General features: G+C 58.1%; 12 protein-coding genes and 1 pseudogene. 7 read left to right on the top strand and 6 right to left on the bottom strand.

The annotated features are described in order from the left end of the window. Window positions 1–14: 14 nt before the first annotated feature. Genes EKK30_RS01905 through EKK30_RS01895 form a run of 3 tightly spaced genes read right to left on the bottom strand, consistent with a single transcriptional unit; the run spans window position 15 to window position 4,763 of the window. Complete coding sequence (locus EKK30_RS01905; protein ID WP_290979437.1) at window positions 15–2,030, bottom strand: hypothetical protein; 2,016 nt, start codon at window positions 2,028–2,030, stop codon at window positions 15–17. Between the two features lie 52 nt (window positions 2,031–2,082). Continuing rightward, entirely contained in the window at window positions 2,083–3,966 is a 1,884-nt protein-coding gene (locus EKK30_RS01900) for a hypothetical protein (protein WP_290979434.1), read from the bottom strand. After that, entirely contained in the window at window positions 3,963–4,763 is an 801-nt protein-coding gene (locus tag EKK30_RS01895; protein WP_290979431.1) for a MotA/TolQ/ExbB proton channel family protein, read from the bottom strand. Before EKK30_RS01895 ends, EKK30_RS01900 begins: the two co-directional genes overlap by 4 nt. A gap of 392 nt (window positions 4,764–5,155) precedes the next feature. Here EKK30_RS01895 and EKK30_RS01890 point away from each other — a divergent pair, with 392 nt between their 5' ends. After that, window positions 5,156–5,839: a hypothetical protein gene (locus tag EKK30_RS01890; RefSeq protein WP_290979428.1), complete on the top strand. Its 684-nt coding sequence runs from the start codon at window positions 5,156–5,158 to the stop codon at window positions 5,837–5,839. 109 nt (window positions 5,840–5,948) lie between these two features. Here the strand turns inward: EKK30_RS01890 and EKK30_RS01885 are convergent, their stop codons facing one another. Continuing rightward, the gene (locus EKK30_RS01885; protein WP_290979426.1) at window positions 5,949–6,341 is read right to left on the bottom strand and encodes a UBP-type zinc finger domain-containing protein; all 393 of its coding nucleotides are present in this window, start codon (window positions 6,339–6,341) and stop codon (window positions 5,949–5,951) included. 44 nt (window positions 6,342–6,385) lie between these two features. Between EKK30_RS01885 and EKK30_RS01880 the strand changes: the two genes are divergently transcribed. Together EKK30_RS01880 and EKK30_RS01875 are read left to right on the top strand one after the other, a co-directional pair. Continuing rightward, on the top strand, window positions 6,386–7,654 hold the full coding sequence (locus EKK30_RS01880) for a cation:proton antiporter (RefSeq protein WP_290979424.1): 1,269 nt from the start codon (window positions 6,386–6,388) through the stop codon (window positions 7,652–7,654). A gap of 40 nt (window positions 7,655–7,694) precedes the next feature. Continuing rightward, window positions 7,695–8,600 (top strand): annotated as a pseudogene (locus EKK30_RS01875) (ribonuclease Z). A 30-nt stretch (window positions 8,601–8,630) separates the two neighbouring features. Here EKK30_RS01875 and EKK30_RS01870 read toward each other — a convergent pair. Then, window positions 8,631–10,736: an alkyl sulfatase dimerization domain-containing protein gene (locus EKK30_RS01870; protein ID WP_290979421.1), complete on the bottom strand. Its 2,106-nt coding sequence runs from the start codon at window positions 10,734–10,736 to the stop codon at window positions 8,631–8,633. A gap of 323 nt (window positions 10,737–11,059) precedes the next feature. Here EKK30_RS01870 and EKK30_RS01865 point away from each other — a divergent pair, with 323 nt between their 5' ends. From EKK30_RS01865 to EKK30_RS01855, 3 genes are read left to right on the top strand one after another with little or no spacing between them, the layout of a single operon-like run. Next, the gene (locus EKK30_RS01865; RefSeq protein ID WP_290979418.1) at window positions 11,060–12,163 is read left to right on the top strand and encodes an HlyD family efflux transporter periplasmic adaptor subunit; all 1,104 of its coding nucleotides are present in this window, start codon (window positions 11,060–11,062) and stop codon (window positions 12,161–12,163) included. Beyond that, window positions 12,160–14,916 (top strand): ribosome-associated ATPase/putative transporter RbbA, encoded by a 2,757-nt coding sequence (rbbA, locus tag EKK30_RS01860; protein ID WP_290979415.1) that lies wholly within the window; start codon window positions 12,160–12,162, stop codon window positions 14,914–14,916. Before EKK30_RS01865 ends, rbbA begins: the two co-directional genes overlap by 4 nt. A 5-nt stretch (window positions 14,917–14,921) precedes the next feature. Then, complete coding sequence (locus tag EKK30_RS01855) at window positions 14,922–16,049, top strand: ABC transporter permease (protein ID WP_290979412.1); 1,128 nt, start codon at window positions 14,922–14,924, stop codon at window positions 16,047–16,049. A gap of 26 nt (window positions 16,050–16,075) precedes the next feature. On the opposite strand, the gene EKK30_RS01850 is transcribed toward EKK30_RS01855, so the two are convergent. Further along, entirely contained in the window at window positions 16,076–17,086 is a 1,011-nt protein-coding gene (locus EKK30_RS01850; protein WP_290979409.1) for an SH3 domain-containing protein, read from the bottom strand. A gap of 273 nt (window positions 17,087–17,359) precedes the next feature. On the opposite strand from EKK30_RS01850, the gene EKK30_RS01845 reads away from it, so the two are divergent. Next, on the top strand, window positions 17,360–18,247 hold the full coding sequence (locus tag EKK30_RS01845; protein ID WP_290979406.1) for a polysaccharide deacetylase family protein: 888 nt from the start codon (window positions 17,360–17,362) through the stop codon (window positions 18,245–18,247). Window positions 18,248–18,368: the final 121 nt, after the last annotated feature.

The following is an 18,368-nucleotide window of genomic DNA, read 5'->3' as shown; positions in this document are numbered from 1 at the left end:
ACACATACCAAGGACTAACGTGACGCTTGCCGGGCCGGGATATCTCGTATCCCCTTCAGCAATTGGCGCACGTCTTCATACTGTTCATCAGTGATCTTATCGAGGAACATGCTGATGCGTTTGTCGATCAACACTGCATCATCGCCGAATACCGCGTTCTCACGAGCGATGTAGGCCAACGTCACGGCCTCGGGGACGTTTCTGGGTGTTGATTCGCCGTTGAACGACCATTCCGCGACGGCCTCAATGCAAAGGGCATCGAACGTGCGGGCGCCCTTGGCGATCAGTTTGCGTCCGTAGTCCGGGTTCTTGTCCGTCCCCTGGCCTTCGTGGATGAAGGAGCCTGCCCAATAATATGCGCTGCCCGAACCCTGCGAGATCAGCGTGTTCGCAATGCCGAACGCTTCTTGATAACTTCGGCCAAGGGCGAGCTCGAGGTCCGTCCGCGTTGGCTTGATTTCGGCTCTCGGCACGCCCATCTCCGACAAGATACGGTTGGCCTCGCCGCGATCTTCCTTGGCCGCCATCATCAGCCACGCCTTGGCTTTGCTCGGATCGCGCGGAACACCGGGATAGTCGCCGTTGCTAAAGATCTTCCCGAGCCGCAGTTGCGCCGGGTAAAATCCGCCGTTAGCGGATTCGGCATAGAGACCCAACGCGTTCGCGGCGTTTTTCTGAAACCCGTTACCCGCCGCTACCATCTCCGCGATATAGAAAATTGCCGCCGGATTGCTCTTGGCCACATCAGACATCAGCCAGGCTTTGGCAGCCGCATAGTCCTTGCGCGCGTAGGCAGCGTCCGCATACGAGATCGCCAGCAGTTCGCGCGCGAGCGGCGTGAAAGCGTATTTGTCTTCGAGCGCGGCGATCGCCGCATCGGAAGGCGGGGCACCGGATTGCGCTCCCGATGCATTGCCGGTGTTTACCCCGGCGATCTGCTTGCACCCGTCGACGATTTTTGCCAGTTCATCGAAGCGGCCGCCGGTCTCGACCATGTAGACCTTGCTGTCGCCGAGGATTTCCACGCGCTTGGCAGCCTTCATCGCTGAAAAGAGCGGCTCCGTCGGGGCAACATCTGCCACGAGCCTGTGCCCGTTCTTGACTGTCAGGATACGCTCGTGCGTGAGCTTGAAGTCCTGACCATCGATGCGCAGCGAAAGATCGAGCGTAAACTCGACACCATCGACCTTAATCTTCGGCGCAGGTTGTTGGTTGAAGAGATCCGCGGAATTGCCATCGGCGTACATCCAAACCGTGATCGCGCCGCTGCCGAAGCGATCCTTACTTGGATCTTGACAGACGAGCGCAGCGACGACTCCCGTCTTGCCACGCATCCCGATCGCGAAATCCTCGGCTGCCTGTTCGAGGACGACACGGTGCGTCGCCTGTTTCGCTGGAGAATAGTCCGACATAAATCGAGCGCCCGCCATAGGGTCCAGGCCGGCGTCGTCAAAGGCCGGCTCTACGGGAGGTGGCGACGGCGTGCCTTCCTGGGGAGCCTCAGGCTCGACTGAGGGTTGCTCTGTGGGTTGTGGTGCTCGCGGGGCAGCGGCTGCCTTCAGAGTAGGTTGCGATGGGCTCGCAGCCGGTCCGGGCTGGGGTGCTGGCGGCGCCTGAGTGGGGACGGCTTGCGCCGGCGGGGTTGTATCCTTGGTTTCTTTCACACCGGACGGAGCCGTCGCTGGCGGGTGCTCGTCGGCCGGTGGTTTCGCCTGTTCTGACGGCGCAGGTGGTTTGGTCACAGCGACTGAAACCGGCGGTGACGGGACCGGAGAAGGGCTCCGCGATGTCAAATACCAAACAGAACAGGCGAGCACGACGAGAACTGCGCCAACCACCGCATTGAGCGGGAATGTCAGCAGGTGTTGGAGAAGACCGTTCGACGGCACCGGCGCCGGTTTCGGCAACGGTACATCCTTCTTACTGGCGGTATCATCGTCGGTGGCGAAGATTTCGCCGCACTGGGGGCACGCGGTGTTTTGATCGAGGTCGAAGACGTGACCTTGCCTACAGCGCACCAGTTTGGTCATGCTCGTCAGTTCCTCTCCCCACGTCTCCACGCTGCGAATGAAATGCGCAAGGCTATTTCTGCATCTCGCCGTAGACTTGCTTGATCTGCTCCATCGTCAATGCTCCCTCGGAATACTGCCGAGCGAGCAACTCCACCAGAGCAGCGGGCAGCTTCATGCTTCCTTCGATGGCGCTCTTGGCTGCCATCAATTTTATTTCCTTGTCTTGCCGGCCTTGCGCAATGACTTTTGTCCAGGCCGCCGCGGCGCTGTCCGATATCGCTCCGGACGCTACCAGCGGGCCCAGGGTCGCATCGACGCGTCCATTGCTGTTAGCCGCCGGTTGCGATGATGGCGGCGGCTGAACCGCGTTGAATTGAGGCTTACTGGGAGCGGATTGGACCGCCGCGCCAAGGAGCCCCAACACCTGCTCACGCGTCGTCTGCCCATCGTTAACTGCTTTTGCCAACGCGGCGGCGAGCGGCACCGCGACGCCGACCCTTGCTCCGCTCACCTTCGGAGTTTGCAGGATCGCGAGTTTCGTCGTGTCGTATTTCACAGGCCCGCTGACGTTCGCCTTCTTGAGCAGATCCGCCCACATCTTCGCCTCGTCCTCCGACACCACCTTGTTGTCGATTGCACGCGCGAATTTATTGGCGAGCTCCGGGGGCATGCCTTGATTGCGGAGGCCTTCAGCTATGGGGTAGAGCGCTGGATCGAGCGCATCCGGCCAATCCTTCATCTTCTTGACGGCGGCACTGAGCGTCGTCTCATCTGAATACGCATGTTCTTGCGCTTGAGTGCGCACGGTCGGCGGCGCGCCCTTTTCTTCCAGCAGTCCGCTGAATTCACCGGACTCCATACCTGCGTTGCCTGTCGGAGCGTCTTTCAGATCGAGGACGAGCTGGCCCCACCGGAAAGCTGCAGCTGGCGTCATTCGATTGGCGGCCACCGCTGAGGCCAGCTCTTTGGCTACATCTTCCGGCACCTTGGCCTTGACGAGATAGCTCGCGAAGGCGCGGTCGACGTCGGTCTCGCTGCCGGGCTTGTCTTTCGAGAAACAGGTTAAATCCTCGCAGTCGGACGCCTTCAGCGCGCTGAGATCTTTTTCGACTTCCGCGCCTTCAACTTGCCCGGGTTCGATCGAATTTGCGGTCGTCTTCACGCGGCCGACGAATCCGACTGTCTCGTCCTGTACGTCGAAGGTACCGAGCGGATGGACTAAGTTTTTGACATGAACCTCGGCTTTGACGTGACAGGTGCTGTGATCGCCCGGCACGCCATTCAATCTCAGAAAAAAGACGTCGGTCGTCTTCTGTCCGTCTCCAATCGGAAGAGAAGCGCGGCTAACACCGCCATCATCATCGAGCTTCCAGGTGGACTGCGCGGTTTGAAATGGCAAATTGGAGGTGAGCGTTATTGGCGCGGACGTGCTGCCGTCGGCGCCGGTCAGGCGCATAAGGGGAACAAAGCGCGTTCCCACGCACCCGCTCCATGTCAGCTGGGAAATGACGAGAGGCGGATCGCCCTGATTTCTCTTGAGCCTCTCGATTTCCTGCTTGAGATCTTCGATTTCCTTTTGCAGGCGGGCGATCTGCGACGCCTGCTGCTTAACCTTGGAATTGAGGCGTTCGACCTCTGTCCGCGCCTCGGCGAGATCGGTCTCCAGCTGCTTGATCTGTGCCTGAAGCTCGTCGATCTCACGGTCGGTCAGCCTGCCCTTGCCCGCCCTTTGCAAAGCCTCCTTGACGTTTTTGAGCGTCTCGCTGCTTTGGCTTTGGACCTTGTCCATCTTCTCTTGGACGTTCTTGGTGAGCCCCTCGATGTTGATGTTGACGACGTAGTACGGCATGAGCAGCACGACCAGAACGAGAAAGGCGCCCATGGCCTTCGTGATGACCGCCATCATCGCGATTTCGCTGCCCGCCGAAGGGTCAGACCGGCGCGGGCGCTTCATGACACGACGTGTCCCGTGTTCTCGGGAATGTAGATCCGGTTGATCAAGTTCTTCAGGCAATATTGCCCGGCTTCGTTGAGGGCGCTTTCTTCTTCCCTCTGAACCGCATGCTGGAGAAAAACGATGATTGCGCTGACGATCAGGGCAACCAGGGTCGTATAGAAGGCGACGCCGAGAGCGCCAGTGACCTGGCCTAGATCCGGATTGTTCGGATTGATGTATTCGAGCGCCACCGCGATGCCGACAACCGTTCCAATAAAGCCGATCGTCGGGATCAGGTAAGCGATATAGCGAACCGTCTGATATCTGAGATCGAGTTTGTGGATCATCAGATCGAGGCTCGACGTCAGGATGGCGACAGCCTGATCGACCGAGCGGCTGGACTGGAGCTGGGTGATCGAGATGTCGATGAGATAGGGCAGAAAACCGTTCTGACTGTCATAAAGACGGGAGACGTCGCGACGGATGACACCGAGATCGCTGATTTGCAGGACGGTCTTATCGTCTTCCGGCAAAAACTTGCGATGCAGAAATGCGCGTTCGTATCTCGCGGTTCGCCACCGCACATAGAGATCGGCGATGCCGACCGCGAAGATGAGGTAGGTCGCGTTTTGGATCGTGAATGGGTAGGGAAAAACGCTGTACTTGTGATGATCGAGCAGAAGCGCGGCGGCCGGCGACCCGAACGGAAGCAAGAATGATAGCGCTGTGATGATGGCTATTGCAGCGGCCAGGGCGAACAGCATCGCGGACCAAGCATTCGGCACAGCTTTTGCAGCCGCTTGTTTCCCCGGCATCGTTTCCCCCTACGCTGTTCGGACGAGACACGTTCAGCCTAGCGATTAGTCCGCTAACGTGCAATCGTATGTAGCCGCTGCGAATTCCGCTCTAGCCGCTCTGGCATCGTCGAGTCGGCATTTGTCTCCCTAATCACGACGTGAAACTGTCATCTCGCCGGCCATTCGATTGGGCGAAGAGCATCCCGCTGGACAACGCTCGGTCGGCAGACCCTGCAGACGGAGTACAGGTGCGATGGCTGCCCTGTACTTGACCGCAAGTCGTCGCCATGGTCTCCGATTTCTGCCGAGGCAAATCGCGGTACTGCCAGGACAGCGCATGGCTGTCTAAATCGACGATAGTGCCGTCGAATGTCTGTACGTCTGTACCAGACCTTATTGGGGGAACGTCGATGAAATCTTCCAGCGCACCAAACGCCACAAACGAGGCATCGGAGATCGCGGTCGAAGCCGTTCAGCATTCCTCTGGGAATTTGCTGACCGTCATGATCTCCGGGCTGGCACTCACTGCATCGGCCGTGTCGCTATGGGAGACGACACTCAGGCAGCCGGAGATCAAGCTCTACGTTTCCGAGAACATTCAATATACGCGTGACCCTTACGGTCCGTATGAAGTTCTAGCCGTCCCAGTCACCATCACCAACAGCGGAGCACGGGATGGCGCAGTGCTCTCACTTCAGCTGGAAGCGAAAAATCTCAAGACCGGCCAAGTAGAGAAATTCAAAAGCAATTATGTTGCTGATGCCCAGTATTTTGGCGGGCGAGACGATGTTGCGGCGCGCGTGAAACGTCCGAAGACGCCGTTCGCGCCGATCTCGGTATCCGGTCGAAGCGCGTTCACCGGCACGGTCCTGTTCTACAGTGCGGGAGGCGGCGAGAAGAACTTGATCGAACCCGGGACCAAGATCGAGATGATCCTCTCCGTCACGCTGCCGGCTCAAACCGATTGGCTCGACAAGGCGCTCGCTTCGACGCCGCCCGCAGCCACGATAGAGGCAGAGGTGCCCGCCTTCTTCCCTGGCGCGCTCCTGAGCGGAGATAACGCGCCGCTAAAGGTTTCCTCAGGCACGTTCTAACTTCTGACGGATCATACCGCCAGTACGGTCGCTGAGTTGTGAGGGCGCGCGTACGGTGCGAAGTTCATAAGCGATCAAACGAACGCGCGCCTGGAGGCTTTTGACCCTTTCAGCTGCGCAATCTCTTTTGCCAATCCTTTGGCACGTGCCCAGCCGGACCGGGTACAGGCTGGTCTACAGGATGACTGTTCGGGGGTGCGAGTTCTGGGCCATAGAACGCCTCGTTTGTGCGGTAATCGTAGAACCAGTGTTCGCCCGGTTCGAAGCTCGCGATGATGGCGTGACCCGTTTCGGCGGCATGCTTCGACGCATGCTGACTTGGTGAACTGTCGCAACAGCCGATTTCACCGCACTCTGCGCAGCGCCGCAAATGGAACCACCAGCCACCCGTGGAAAGACATCTGGCGCAGCCGGTGCCGCTCGGCTTTGAATCGCGATTGATACCGTTTGTTTTTGACACGACGCACCCCAAGCTGAAAAAAGGCTTTGGCGCGGACCACATCTTCGTGCGCCGGTGGACATAGCTTCCAGCAGGAACTCCCGTAAATGTCGGCGTTCGATATTGGCGCTCTTCTTCTGGTCCTCGCTACCGCCATAGGTATCATCAACGAGCGATATCTGCATCTGCCGAACGTCATCGCCCAGCTCCTTGGGGCGCTCGCGGTTTCCATCATTCTATTAGCAATCGCCCGTGTCACGGGGCATAGCCAGTTCGCTGTCGTCCTCCAGAGGCGAGTGGACGATGCGCATCTTCCAAAAATTTTGTTGGATGGTGTTCTCGCGTTGCTCCTCTTCGCGGCTAGCCTGCAAACAGACGTATCCAGCTTACGTCGTAACGCGGCGTCCGTATTCTGCCTCGCGACTTTGGGTGTCATCCTATCGTGTACTGTCTTTACGTTGTTGTTTTGGGCGATTTTGCAGATCTGCGGTATGCCGATTCCATTGTCCTGGTGCTTTGTTTTAGGCGCGATCTTGGCGCCGACAGACGCAGTCGCGGTCGAAGAACTCCTGAGTAAAAGCGCCTTGCCGGAATCGTTAAAAACGATCGTCGTCGGCGAGAGCCTGTTCAACGATGGCACGGCAATCGTGCTGTTTCTTGCGTCGCTAGCTATTCTGACGGGCCAGCATGACGTGCTTGGCAACGGGCATCTTCTCTATGCCATGGTTGTGGAGGGCGGCGGAGGCGCCGTTTTAGGTCTGGTTACGGGGCTTGCGGCGTCATTCATTATATCGATGGTCCGCGATGACGAGATCGCCATCTTTGGTTCGCTCGCCCTGGCGCTTGGTACATATAGACTTGCATCCGCTTTCGAGCTGTCTGCTCCGGTTGCGGTCGTCTGCTGCGGAATTCTTTTGTCGAACCGATTGGCGCCGGGAGAAAAGTTGCGGCGAGCCAAGCTCAACGAATGTTGGTCCCTCGTCGATGGACTTCTGAATGTTTTCCTGTTCATGCTTTTAGGATTCGAGATTCTGACCCTGAATTTCAGTCCACTCGCTCTCTTGTCCGCCGCTGTCGCGATACCGCTGGCCTTCATAGCCCGCTATTTCAGTATCGTGCTGCCGTTCTCGATATTTGGGTTTGGATTGCGCGGTGACCGGCGAATTCCCATCTTGATGACCTGGTTGGGCTTGCGCGGCGCTATCTCTGTTGCACTCACGCAGGTCGTGTCCGACACCGGGGCCTATCGTGATGCACTGGTCGCCGCATGCTATGCGGTTGTGATCTTCACGATCGTCTTTCAAGGTCTGCTTGCGCCGAAGGTCATTCGCGGACTTCTTTCGCAGGACGATCGACGCCTCAACACGGCTCCGTGACCTTATCATCTGATATGGGACGGAAGGTTCGGAGACGATCATGTTTGAAGTCGTGTTCTTGGGTACCTCCGCCAGCATTCCCTCCACGGAGCGCAATCAACCTGGGCTCCTCGTCTCGTTCGGAGGCACGCGGATGCTGGTCGATTGCGGCGAGGGCACCCAGCGGCAGATGCTAAGAGCAGGTGTCGGCTTACGGCGCCCGCATCGCATTCTTTTCACGCATGCTCACTTCGACCATGTTCTCGGTTTGCCTGGGCTACTCGCTACACTTGGCCTGCAGCAATCGCATGGGCCTATCATGATCAACGGGAGCCGGCATACGCTTGAGATCGTCGCGGGCATCATCGCGGGCTTTTGGCCAAACCAGTGTCCTCCGATCGCGCTGGAGCTAGAGCCCTTAGAGGGAGGGCAGCGGATCGAAGTGGACGGTTTTGCGATCAGCTGCTTCCCGGTCTCACACTGAGACAGCGACAGCTTAGCGTATATTTTCGAGGTCGCGCCACGCCGCCATCTTCTGGCGGAGCGTCTGCAAGAACTCGGCGTGCCCGACGGTCCCATCCGAAGCAGGCTTGCTAGCGGAATGGAGGCAACGCTTCCATCGGGCTTGAGTATCAGGCCTGATGATGTTCTGGGCCCCCCCGAAGGCGGGCGTAAACTGGTGGTGGTCGGCGATATCGAGTCGACCCAGGGGATTGCGCAGCACGTACGCGACGCCGACATGCTGATCATCGAAGCGACATTTCTTGATCGCGATGCAGCGATCGCGCGCGATTACGGCCATTTAACTGCGGCGGAAGGCGCCCAGCTGGCCGCGCAGAATGGCGTGCGACGGCTGGTGCTGACGCATGTCTCGGGCCGATATGGCGCGGGAGAAATTTTCGCAGAGGCCAGCGCGATCTTCCCGGGCGCAGTTGTCGCTGCCGATTTCGATCGGTTTTCAGTTTAGTCGGTTTGCCTGCCTTCTTTGGCGTCAGGGTTACTCAGCTATGATCTCACCCGGGAGTGCCTCATAGGGATCCGCATGAGCCACCGCTACCGTCCTGAGTTTCGTGCCGGGCATGATTTCGAATCGTGGATCGAAGTCGACCATCAGGCCGGCCAGCTGGTAAAGAATCTGGACGTCTCCTTGGACCTTTGCGGTGCCGTCCGCGATTTGGGCTTCGAGGGTTTTTAGGCCCATCATCGTTTGCTCTAACGCGGAGCGGTCGATCGTTAGAGTGAGATCCGGCTTTTCTGACTGAAAGCCCTGGATGTTGGTCAGCGTTGCGTTGGCAAGCTCAATGATGAATTTCTCGCCGTTGTCGGGTGTGATTAGATTTATCGTGAAATGCAGGTCTTCAGCCTTCGTAGCATCCATGCGAATGGCGAGAAAATTTAAGAACAGTTCGGTCGACATGGCGCGGATCACGTCCGGACTGCTGGAACTCGCGGTCTCACCTTGCGGAATGCCGGTCCGAAGTTCGTAGGCGCCTGCGAGGAAACTGTTTCTCAGACCCGGATTTTCCTGCTGATAGCCGAGCTGCTCAAAGATGTCGGCCAGGAGATCTTTGGCCTCGCTGTTCTCGGGCTGCGCCTGAACCAACTTGTTCACAATTTCGGAGGCGAGCAGATACTTTCCCGCGTCATGCAGCTCGCGCCCGCGCGCAAGAATCTTATCGGCGCCTCCCATCATCTCAACATACAGGGGTGCAGAGTCTTCGGGCGAATGCGGTATCAGCGTTGTGGGATTGCAGTCCCAAAATCCCAGATAGCGTTGAATAACACCGCGGGCGTTGTGCTGAGGAGAGCCGTGGTAGCCGCGGCAATGCCATTTATCCTGCAGACTTTTAGGGACGGCATAGACGTTGTGGACCTGGTTGATGGTGACGCCATTGTTGGCCAGGTGCAGAACCTGATTGTTCATATTGGCGTAGAGATCGCGCTGAGCCCGCAAAACCTCCTGAATGCGCTCATTGCCCCATCTCGGCCAGTGATGCGATGCGAACATGACCTCGGCCTCAAGGCCAAACCGGTATAAGGCCTCGCCAATATATTTCGACCAATTGAGCGGATCGCGAACGGGCGCACCACGAAGCGTATAAATGTTATGGAGCGATGCGATCACATTCTCCGCCATCCAGAGCGCCTTCATTTCCGGGATGTATGTGTTCATCTCCCGGGGTGCTTCGGTATTCGGCGTATTCTGAAACACCATGCGCACGCCATCGACTTCAAGTTCCTCGATGGGCTGGGACACGAATTGGGTTGGCGCGATGAGACCGGAGGCTCCGGCAGAGACTGCTTGACCCAAGCCTTGCCCAACGTAACCGAATGGGCTCGCGGGCAGCAGTAGACCGTATTGATAGAAGAGGCGCCGGTTCATCGCGTTCCCAGCGTAGACGTTCTCCGAAATCGTGAAGTCCATGAAGCCCGCAGGCGCGATGATTGGAATCTTGCCCGAGCGCACGTCTGCGTCATTCACAATACCGCGGACACCGCCCCAATGATCACCATGGGTGTGCGAGTAAATCACCGCAGAGATCGGCAAACCCTCACCCACGTGGTCTTGGAATAATTTCCAGGCTGCGCGCGCCGTTTCAGCAGAGACGAGCGGATCGAAGACGATCCAGCCTGTTTTACCGCGAACGAAGCTGATGTCCGAAAGATCAAACCCTCGGACCTGATAGATGCCCGGGATGACCTCATAGAGTCCGTAGTTGTTGTTCAATCTCGATTGGCGGATCAGTGAAGGATGCACGCTTTCAAATTCCTCCTCACTGTTAAGGAATTGAAAGCGCTCCATGTCCCAGGCGACATGACCTGCATCCGCCATGATCTTGAGATCTTTCATGGGCGCAATGAGCCCCTTCTTTTGCTCCTCGAGATCTCTTTCATCGGCAAGGGGCAACGAGGCTTTCGCTTTGCGAAGCACCTCGAGCGTATACGTAGAAGGAGCCTTGCCTTTGGGATGAAAATGTCCGGCGGCCGGAACCGATGCCGGTTGTGCTCGCGCGGGGCTGTCTTCGAAGGCGAAGGATCCGGCAATGGCGAACGCCGCGCCGGCGGCGGGAAGCGTGCCGATGAATTCGCGGCGAGTGGCCATGAACTGCTCCAGATTTGGACGAATTGTACTGACGGTGCTGCGCTGATTTTAGGAAACGAACTACGACTGCGAAGGCCGAACCGACCATCACCATCATCCCTATACTGTATATCAAGCGGCGAACTCTGGGGAACACAAAGCCCCTCTTAACGAAGCACCGATAGCGAGCCGCCCGCAATGCTTACTTCCGCGACGCAACACAAATTTGCTCCAGGTCAACGATTTCCGAGCCAGGCGAAGTTAACAATCGATGGGATGACGGCGCGATGCACGGTGAGATCGAGGCTTCCGGCACGCTTGCGCACCTGGGGTAGCGGTCCAAAATGCAAGTTGAGCAACCGACGACGCAGAAGCCTGCCGAATTCACGGAAATGCCCGCCGCCGATCAGCGGGCTGGAGGCAAAGCTTTATCGCCGCAATCTCATCTCGGGATCGACAAAGACTCGCGGCGCTTTTTTCGATGGCGTCTGCTCGTCGCCGCACTCGCCGGTCTGGCGCTCGCAGTCGGTGGCGGCTATTGGTGGCTGCATCGCGTTCCGCCCCTTCCTGCCGCGATCGTATATGGCAATGGGCGCATAGAAGCCGACCCTATAGACATAGCGACAAAATTTTCGGGCCGCATAGCCCAATTGCGCGTCGATGAGGGAGCGAAGGTCGCCGCTGGACAGGTCCTCGCGGTGATGGATACCCGCGACCTCGAGACCTCGCTGAAGAAATCCGAAGCGCAGGCTGAGCAAGCAAAGAAGATCATCAGCGAAGCAAATGCGCTTCTCAATCAGCAGCATAGTCAGGTCATTCTCGCCCAGCAGGAGATGGCTCGCGCGGAGGCGCTGTTAAAGTCCGGCTGGGTCACGAAACAAGTTTTCGATCAGCGCGAGCAGGCGTTGAATTCGGCGAAGGCCGGCGAACTTGCAGCTCAGGCGAGAGTTACGGAGGCTGAGCACGCGCTTGAGGCCGCCAATCATGATGCAGACCTTTATCGCGTGAACATTGCCGACAATACGTTGGTCGCACCGAGAGATGGACGTATCGCTTACCGCATCGCCAATACCGGCGAGGTACTCGGAGCCGGCGGTAAAGTCTTCACGATGCTCGACTTCGGTTACGTCTACATGGATGTCTACCTTCCAACGCTCGATGCCGGACGTGTCCGAATTGGGAACGACGCACGAATTGTTCTCGACGCTTATCCCGATCACCCGATCCCGGCAAAAGTGACCTTTATCGCCGACCAGGCGCAATTCACGCCGAAAATGGTCGAGACACAGACCGAGCGTGACAAGCTCATGTTCCGCGTTCGGGTTCGCATCGATCCAGCACGATCGTTGGAGAAAGCTGACTATGTTCGCAGCGGTTTGCCGGGGGACGCTTATGTTTTGACGGACTCGAAGGCGGATTGGCCGGAGCGCCTCAAGGGGACGCCGTGAACGCGACAGGCGGACCAGCCGTCGCTTGCCTGGAAGGCGTCACCCACAGGTACGGCACCGTGGCCGCGCTCGACAATCTAACGATTGAATTGCCGTCCGGCCAAATGATTGGACTTATAGGCCCGGACGGAGTCGGCAAGTCAACGCTACTGGCGCTGATCTCAGGCGCACGGCAGATTCAATCCGGCCGCGTTACTGTCTTTGATGCCGACATGTCGAGCGCGGTCGCGCGAAGAGGGATTTGCCCACGCATTGCGTATATGCCTCAGGGATTGGGTAAGAATCTTTATCCGGACCTCAGCGTGCGAGAGAACATCGAGTTCTTTGCCCGTCTCTTTGGCCAGGCGCGATTGGAGCGAGAGGCGCGCATCGCCAACCTGCTTGAAAGCACGGGTCTGGAGCCATTCGCGGACCGTCCAGCCCAAAAATTGTCTGGAGGCATGCGGCAGAAGCTCGGACTTTGCTGCTCTCTCGTGCACGATCCGGATCTGCTGCTTCTTGACGAACCCACTACCGGCGTGGACCCCCTCTCTCGCCGCCAGTTCTGGGAACTCATCGGAGAAATGCGCTCGCGTCGACCGGGCATGAGTGTTGCGGTCGCAACGGCCTACATGGACGAAGCAGAACGCTTTGATTGGCTGGTGGCAATGAACGCCGGCAAAGTTCTGGCAACGGGCTCGCCATCGGACCTTAAGGAAAAGACTGCGAAAGGCACCATAGAAGAAGCTTTCATCGAGCTTCTGCCGACTGAAATAAAGTCAGGTCGACATACCCTCACGATACCGCCAAGAAGCCAAATTGCCGATGACGCGGTGATTGTTGCCCGCGATCTCACGCGTCGCTTCGGCGATTTCACCGCAGTAGATCACGTGAGCTTCGATATCGGGCGCGGAGAGATTTTCGGCTTCCTGGGCTCAAACGGCTGCGGGAAATCGACCACGATGAAAATGCTGACGGGGCTTCTGCCGTCGAATGAAGGGAGTGCAACACTTTTTGGCGATCCCATCGACGCCAACGACATGCGCTCTCGAATGCGCGTCGGTTACATGTCGCAAGCTTTCTCTCTCTACAGCGAGCTTACGGTGCGGCAAAATCTTGATTTGCATGCGAGGCTTTTCAACCTAGCGCCTGCCGCGATCAAGGATCGCCTTGCCTACCTTGTCGACCGGTTCGGACTGGCTGATTACATCGACAAGCTCGCGGAGGATCTTCCGCTCGGCATCCGGCAGCGACTGTCGCTCGCCGTTGCTGTCGTACACGAACCAGAGCTTCTCATTCTCGATGAGCCAACGTCTGGCGTCGATCCGATTGCGAGAGACGGATTTTGGGAGTTGTTGATCGAGCTGTCGCGAAAGAACGGCGTGACGATCTTTGTGTCGACGCATTTCATGAACGAGGCGGCGCGCTGTGACCGGATTGCGCTCATGAACGCCGGACGCGTTCTTGCGACCGATACGCCAGAAAACTTGATGCGAGCTCGCAACGCGGCAACGCTGGAAGACGCGTTCATTTCATACTTGGAGGAAGCCGCTCCCAAGCGGCCCAAGGATCATCAGCCTCAGTTTGAAATTGGCTCGCTGTCGGCACGGGCCGAAAACGCGACGGCGGAAGAGGTTTTGGAAAGTTTCTCCCCACGGCGGATGATGGCCTACACGATCAGAGAGGCTCTTGAGTTGTGGCGCGACCCAATCCGCATGAGCTTCGCGCTTCTGGGCACTGCCTTTCTCATGCTCATCTTCGGGTTCGGAATAACGACGGATGTCAATTCCCTGTCGTTCGCCGTCCTAGATCGTGACGACAGTTTCGAGAGCCGGGCGTATCTCGGCGAATTGCGAGGCTCGGCCTACTTCGTCGAACAGCCGCCGCTCAAGGACGCGGCTGACTTGCAGAACCGCTTAAAGAGCGGAGCGGTTTCGGCGACGGTGGAGATCCCGCCTGGTTTTGGACGCGATATCCGGCGTGGAAGGCCGACGGAGGTGGCCGTCTGGGTGGATGGCGCGATGCCGTTTCGAGCCGAGACCATTCGTGGCTATATTCAGGGTGCGCACCAGCAATTTCTCTCGGATCCGGCGATCCGGGGCCACGTCGGGCTGTCGAGGGCCGACGCCCCTGAGAACATCGAGGTTCGCTTCCGCTATAATCAAGATTTCGACAGCATCTATGCAATGGTGCCATCGACTATCGCGATGCAGCTGGCACTCATTCCGGCAATCTTGATGGCGCTTGCGATCGTACGCGAGAAAGAGCTTGGCTCGATCACGAACCTGTACGTTACGCCGGTCACGCGGCTCGAGTTTCTTATCGGCAAGCAGATTCCGTATGTTGCCGTGGCGATGATCAACTTCCTGGTTCTGTTCCTGATGGCACTCTTCATTTTCAACGTGCCGCTGAAGGGAAGCTTCTTGGCTCTATTGCTTGGATCGCTTGCCTACGTGACCGCCACCACCGGGTACGGGATGGTCATTTCTTCCTTCACGCGAACGCAGATCGCGGCCCTGTTTGGAACCGCCATCATGACGGTGCTGCCGGCCACGATGTTCTCCGGAATGATGACGCCGGTCTCATCGATCACGGGATTTGGCGCGATTCTCGGCCGGCTGTTTCCGATGACCTACTATGTCCCGATCAGCGTGGGAACCTTTACAAAGGGCCTCAGCTTTTTCGATCTCGCGCGGCATATAGGAATTTTAGCGCTTTTTATTCCCTGTCTCACGTTCCTCAGCTTGATCCTTTTGCGCAAGCAGGAAACGTGATGCTGATGCGCAAGCTTTCGAACATCTACTGGCTCGGGATGAAAGAGCTGCGCAGTCTCTCGCGCGACTGGGTCTTGCTTGGCCTCGTAATATATTCATTCTCGCTCGCTGTGATCGCACAGGCGCAGAGCAACTCGCAGGAGCTTCACAACGCCTCCATAGCTATCGTGGATGAGGACCATTCGGAGCTGTCGCGACGGATCGCGCAGGGCTTTCTGCCGCCCTATTTCAAGACGCCTCAGTACATCGACGAGCGCGATGTCGATCGGCTAATGAATACGGGGCAGTACACGTTCGTCATCGACATCCCGCCGAGATTCGAGAGCGACGTCCTAGGCGGTCGAAAGCCCACGATTCAAATCATCGTAGATGCCACTGCTATGATCCAGGCTGGGATCGGCTCGAGTTACGCCGAGCAGATTGTTGCTGCCGAAACAGCGAAATTCGTATCGCGCAGCGAAGCGACGCCCACCCCTGCAGTGACGCTATCGTTGCGTATTGCGTTCAATCCAAATGTCACGACGGCTTGGTTCACGTCCGTGATGGGCATCATCAGTTCGGTCAACATGCTCGCGATCATTCTGGCCGGCGCGGCAATCGTGCGCGAGCGCGAGCATGGAACGATGGATCACCTTCTCGTCATGCCTGTAACGCCTTTCGAGATCGCCATGTCGAAGATTTGGGCCAACGCGCTCGTGATCACAATTGCCGTCGCGTTGTCGCTGTTTTTTGTCGTTCAGCGATTGCTGCATGTCCCGATCGCCGGGTCCATCCCACTCTTCATGGTTGGCGTGATGATCTATCTGTTTTTCTCGACCGCGATCGGCATATTCCTGGCGACGATTGCGCGAACGATGCCGCAACTAGGATTGCTGTATATCTTGGTCGCGGTGCCTTTGAACCTTCTGTCCGGCGCCAATACCCCGCTCGAAAGCATGCCGCCGTTCCTTCGCGCGGTAATGCAGGCATCACCCTCGACGCACTTCGTGGCCTTCGCTCAGGGAATACTTTATCGCGGCGCCGGCTTCGATGTCGTTTGGCCAAAGTTCGTTGCCGTTGGCCTGATCGGGGGATTGTTCTTGCTTGTGGCGCTGCTTCGGTTCCGCAGGGTCGTAGCCCTATCAGGAGGCTAGTAGGCCCTTGGGCGCGGCTGACTAAGTCAGGGCGCCGGGTCCCAATAGTTCGGTTCGGAAATTGTTGCGGTGTTTGAAGCCGTTTCCTCCGCGAGGTAGCGGCGGTTCACCCAGCCTACCAACGTCCGATGCTTCACCGGACACCAATCGTTCTGGCAAGGTCCGGTGATCGCGATACCCCGGCTGTCCGGCGCTATCGATCCGACCGACTGATAGTCCGACGAGGGCCCGGTTCTGATGTTCAACACGTCTGAGGGATCGACACCGGCGACGCGGAACGGATGGCGCTCAACCGTCGGAGCCTGAACACGGATGGGCTCAACCTTGGCCGCACGCGCTTTTGCAGGTTTGAAAAACTGAGGCTTCACGGACGCGACGGCGACCTTGTCGTGATGAACGGCCGGCCGAACGGCAGGTCGGGGCGGGGGAACACTCATCGCGACGACCGTTTCGTGCGGCGGGGCCGTTTTTTTCACCACTGGAGCCGCAGCTGCCAAAGGCTTAGCTTGCGGAGTGACGGAGGACGATAACTTCGGTTTTGGCTCCGGCAATTCTGAGGCAGCGAGGATCGTGGGCTTATGCTCGGCCTTGTGCGCAGGCAGCTCGGACTTCTTGGGCGCCTCGGCCACGATCGCGGCTGGTCTGGAGACAGGTTGAGCCTGCTCGACAATCGTGCCCGTGCCGGTGTCGCCGTCGGACTTGCGCCACGTTAGATGCGTGCCCTCGATCGTGAACGTGGCACAGCGCTCTTCAGCGTCGAACCAACGAAACCACTTAAAGCAGACCTGATCTTGCGCGACCCACCAGCGACCCCGGTCCTTTGCCGCGCCAAGGACAGCTCCCAGAGCCGTTCCGGCTTCGCCTGTCATCATGCCATCATGGCCGATCCGCACGGACACAGTGCTCCCGACCGGCGTATCGATCGCGATCAAGGCTCCGGCGAGCGTCGTTTTGATCGCTTCGCCTTTAAGCTTCGCCTCCTCGGCAACCAGGGGGCTCGCGGCAAAACAGCCTAACAATAGTAGGAACTTGCGCACGTCATCTCCTGGCCGGGACATGTTAAGGACTTTGCTAGGGAAGTGTGGCAGAGATTCGATTGCGAGCCGGTAAATGTCCGTCCGATTGGCGACCTATCCGGCACCGGATTCTACCGATCGCGGGCAAAAAGGCCGAGATTGTGCCGGCACGAGCTTTGCGGCCCACGGCCGCCGTTCGGTTTTTGCGTAATTTGTTGTATGAGCGTTCGGCGAGCCAGGAGTGGGGCATCGCCTGTGATCACGCACAGCGTGCCAACTGGGGGATGGCAAAGTATGCGAGCGAGATGGAAGATTGCGTTGAGTGCGGCCATGGTCGCTTTGTCTCTTTGCCCTCCGGTGATCGCGGACGAGGCGTGCCCGGCGGGCGCGCTCGGCGTCTCCCGCACGATTGAGGTTGATCCGAAGGACGGGCCTTGGTTTGGAGAACCCCACGGTGACCGCAATTTCCTCGCGCCCGGCGAGGTCGTCCTGACATTCGACGATGGCCCGTCGCCGGCTGACACCCGTGAGATTCTGGCAGCTCTCGCCAAACAGTGCACGAAGGCGACCTTCTTCATGGTCGGCGAGATGGTGGCTGCGCATCCCGAAGTCGTGAAAGAGGTCGCTGCGCAGGGGCATACGATCGGTACGCACACATGGTCTCATCCCAACGTTGCGCGTCTCACCCTGCCGGAAATAACTCATGAGGTTGAGGCGACGATCAACATCGTCCAAAAAAACAGCCCCGAGCCTGTCGCACCGTTCTTCCGCTACCCGTACCTGAGCAGCAGCAAGCTTGCTGAAGACTATTTCAAGAGCCGGAACATCGCGCAATTCGCCGTGGACATCGACTCTTCAGACTGGCGGATGCGAAGCTCCGGCCCCGTCATTTCGCGTGTCATGGCCGGACTGAAGGCGCGCGGGCGCGGTATCATCTTGATGCACGATATCCATAAGTGGACAGCAGACGCAGTACCCCAACTGCTGCTCAAACTGAAAGAGGGCGGATACAAAGTCGTGCAACTGAAGGCCAAAGCCCCGGTTCAGTTGATCGCCGACGTCACACCCCCCGTTAAAGCCGCGCCGAAATATGCCTCGCGGAAGCGAAGCACGTTGCGGAGATATTCGAGCCACTCTAAGCGGTCTGCCCAACTTAGCCGCAGGTCGTCTGAAATCCGGTAAAGTGAATTTGCACGAGCTCGAACATTGTAATCGCAAATGCGACGTAGAAATCGCCTTACCCGCTCATGTATGAATAGCATAGCGATCGTCGGCCATTTCCCCCGACGTGGTTCGGATAAAA

It is taken from the genome of Hyphomicrobium sp., assembly GCF_003987855.1.
GTDB lineage: Bacteria > Pseudomonadota > Alphaproteobacteria > Rhizobiales > Hyphomicrobiaceae > Hyphomicrobium_B.
This window is presented reverse-complemented; position numbering and strand designations above follow the sequence as displayed.

Excerpts from the sequence above, each read along its gene's own strand:
- EKK30_RS01905 (WP_290979437.1), bottom strand. The coding sequence starts at position 2,030 with ATGACCAAACTGGTGCGCTGTAGGCAAGGTCACGTCTTCGACCTCGAT.
- EKK30_RS01870 (WP_290979421.1), bottom strand. The coding sequence starts at position 10,736 with ATGGCCACTCGCCGCGAATTCATCGGCACGCTTCCCGCCGCCGGCGCG.
- EKK30_RS01880 (WP_290979424.1), top strand. The coding sequence starts at position 6,386 with ATGTCGGCGTTCGATATTGGCGCTCTTCTTCTGGTCCTCGCTACCGCC.
- EKK30_RS01885 (WP_290979426.1), bottom strand. The coding sequence starts at position 6,341 with ATGTGGTCCGCGCCAAAGCCTTTTTTCAGCTTGGGGTGCGTCGTGTCA.
- EKK30_RS01865 (WP_290979418.1), top strand. The coding sequence starts at position 11,060 with ATGCAAGTTGAGCAACCGACGACGCAGAAGCCTGCCGAATTCACGGAA.
- EKK30_RS01890 (WP_290979428.1), top strand. The coding sequence starts at position 5,156 with ATGAAATCTTCCAGCGCACCAAACGCCACAAACGAGGCATCGGAGATC.
- EKK30_RS01845 (WP_290979406.1), top strand. The coding sequence starts at position 17,360 with ATGCGAGCGAGATGGAAGATTGCGTTGAGTGCGGCCATGGTCGCTTTG.
- EKK30_RS01895 (WP_290979431.1), bottom strand. The coding sequence starts at position 4,763 with ATGCCGGGGAAACAAGCGGCTGCAAAAGCTGTGCCGAATGCTTGGTCC.
- EKK30_RS01900 (WP_290979434.1), bottom strand. The coding sequence starts at position 3,966 with ATGAAGCGCCCGCGCCGGTCTGACCCTTCGGCGGGCAGCGAAATCGCG.
- EKK30_RS01855 (WP_290979412.1), top strand. The coding sequence starts at position 14,922 with ATGCGCAAGCTTTCGAACATCTACTGGCTCGGGATGAAAGAGCTGCGC.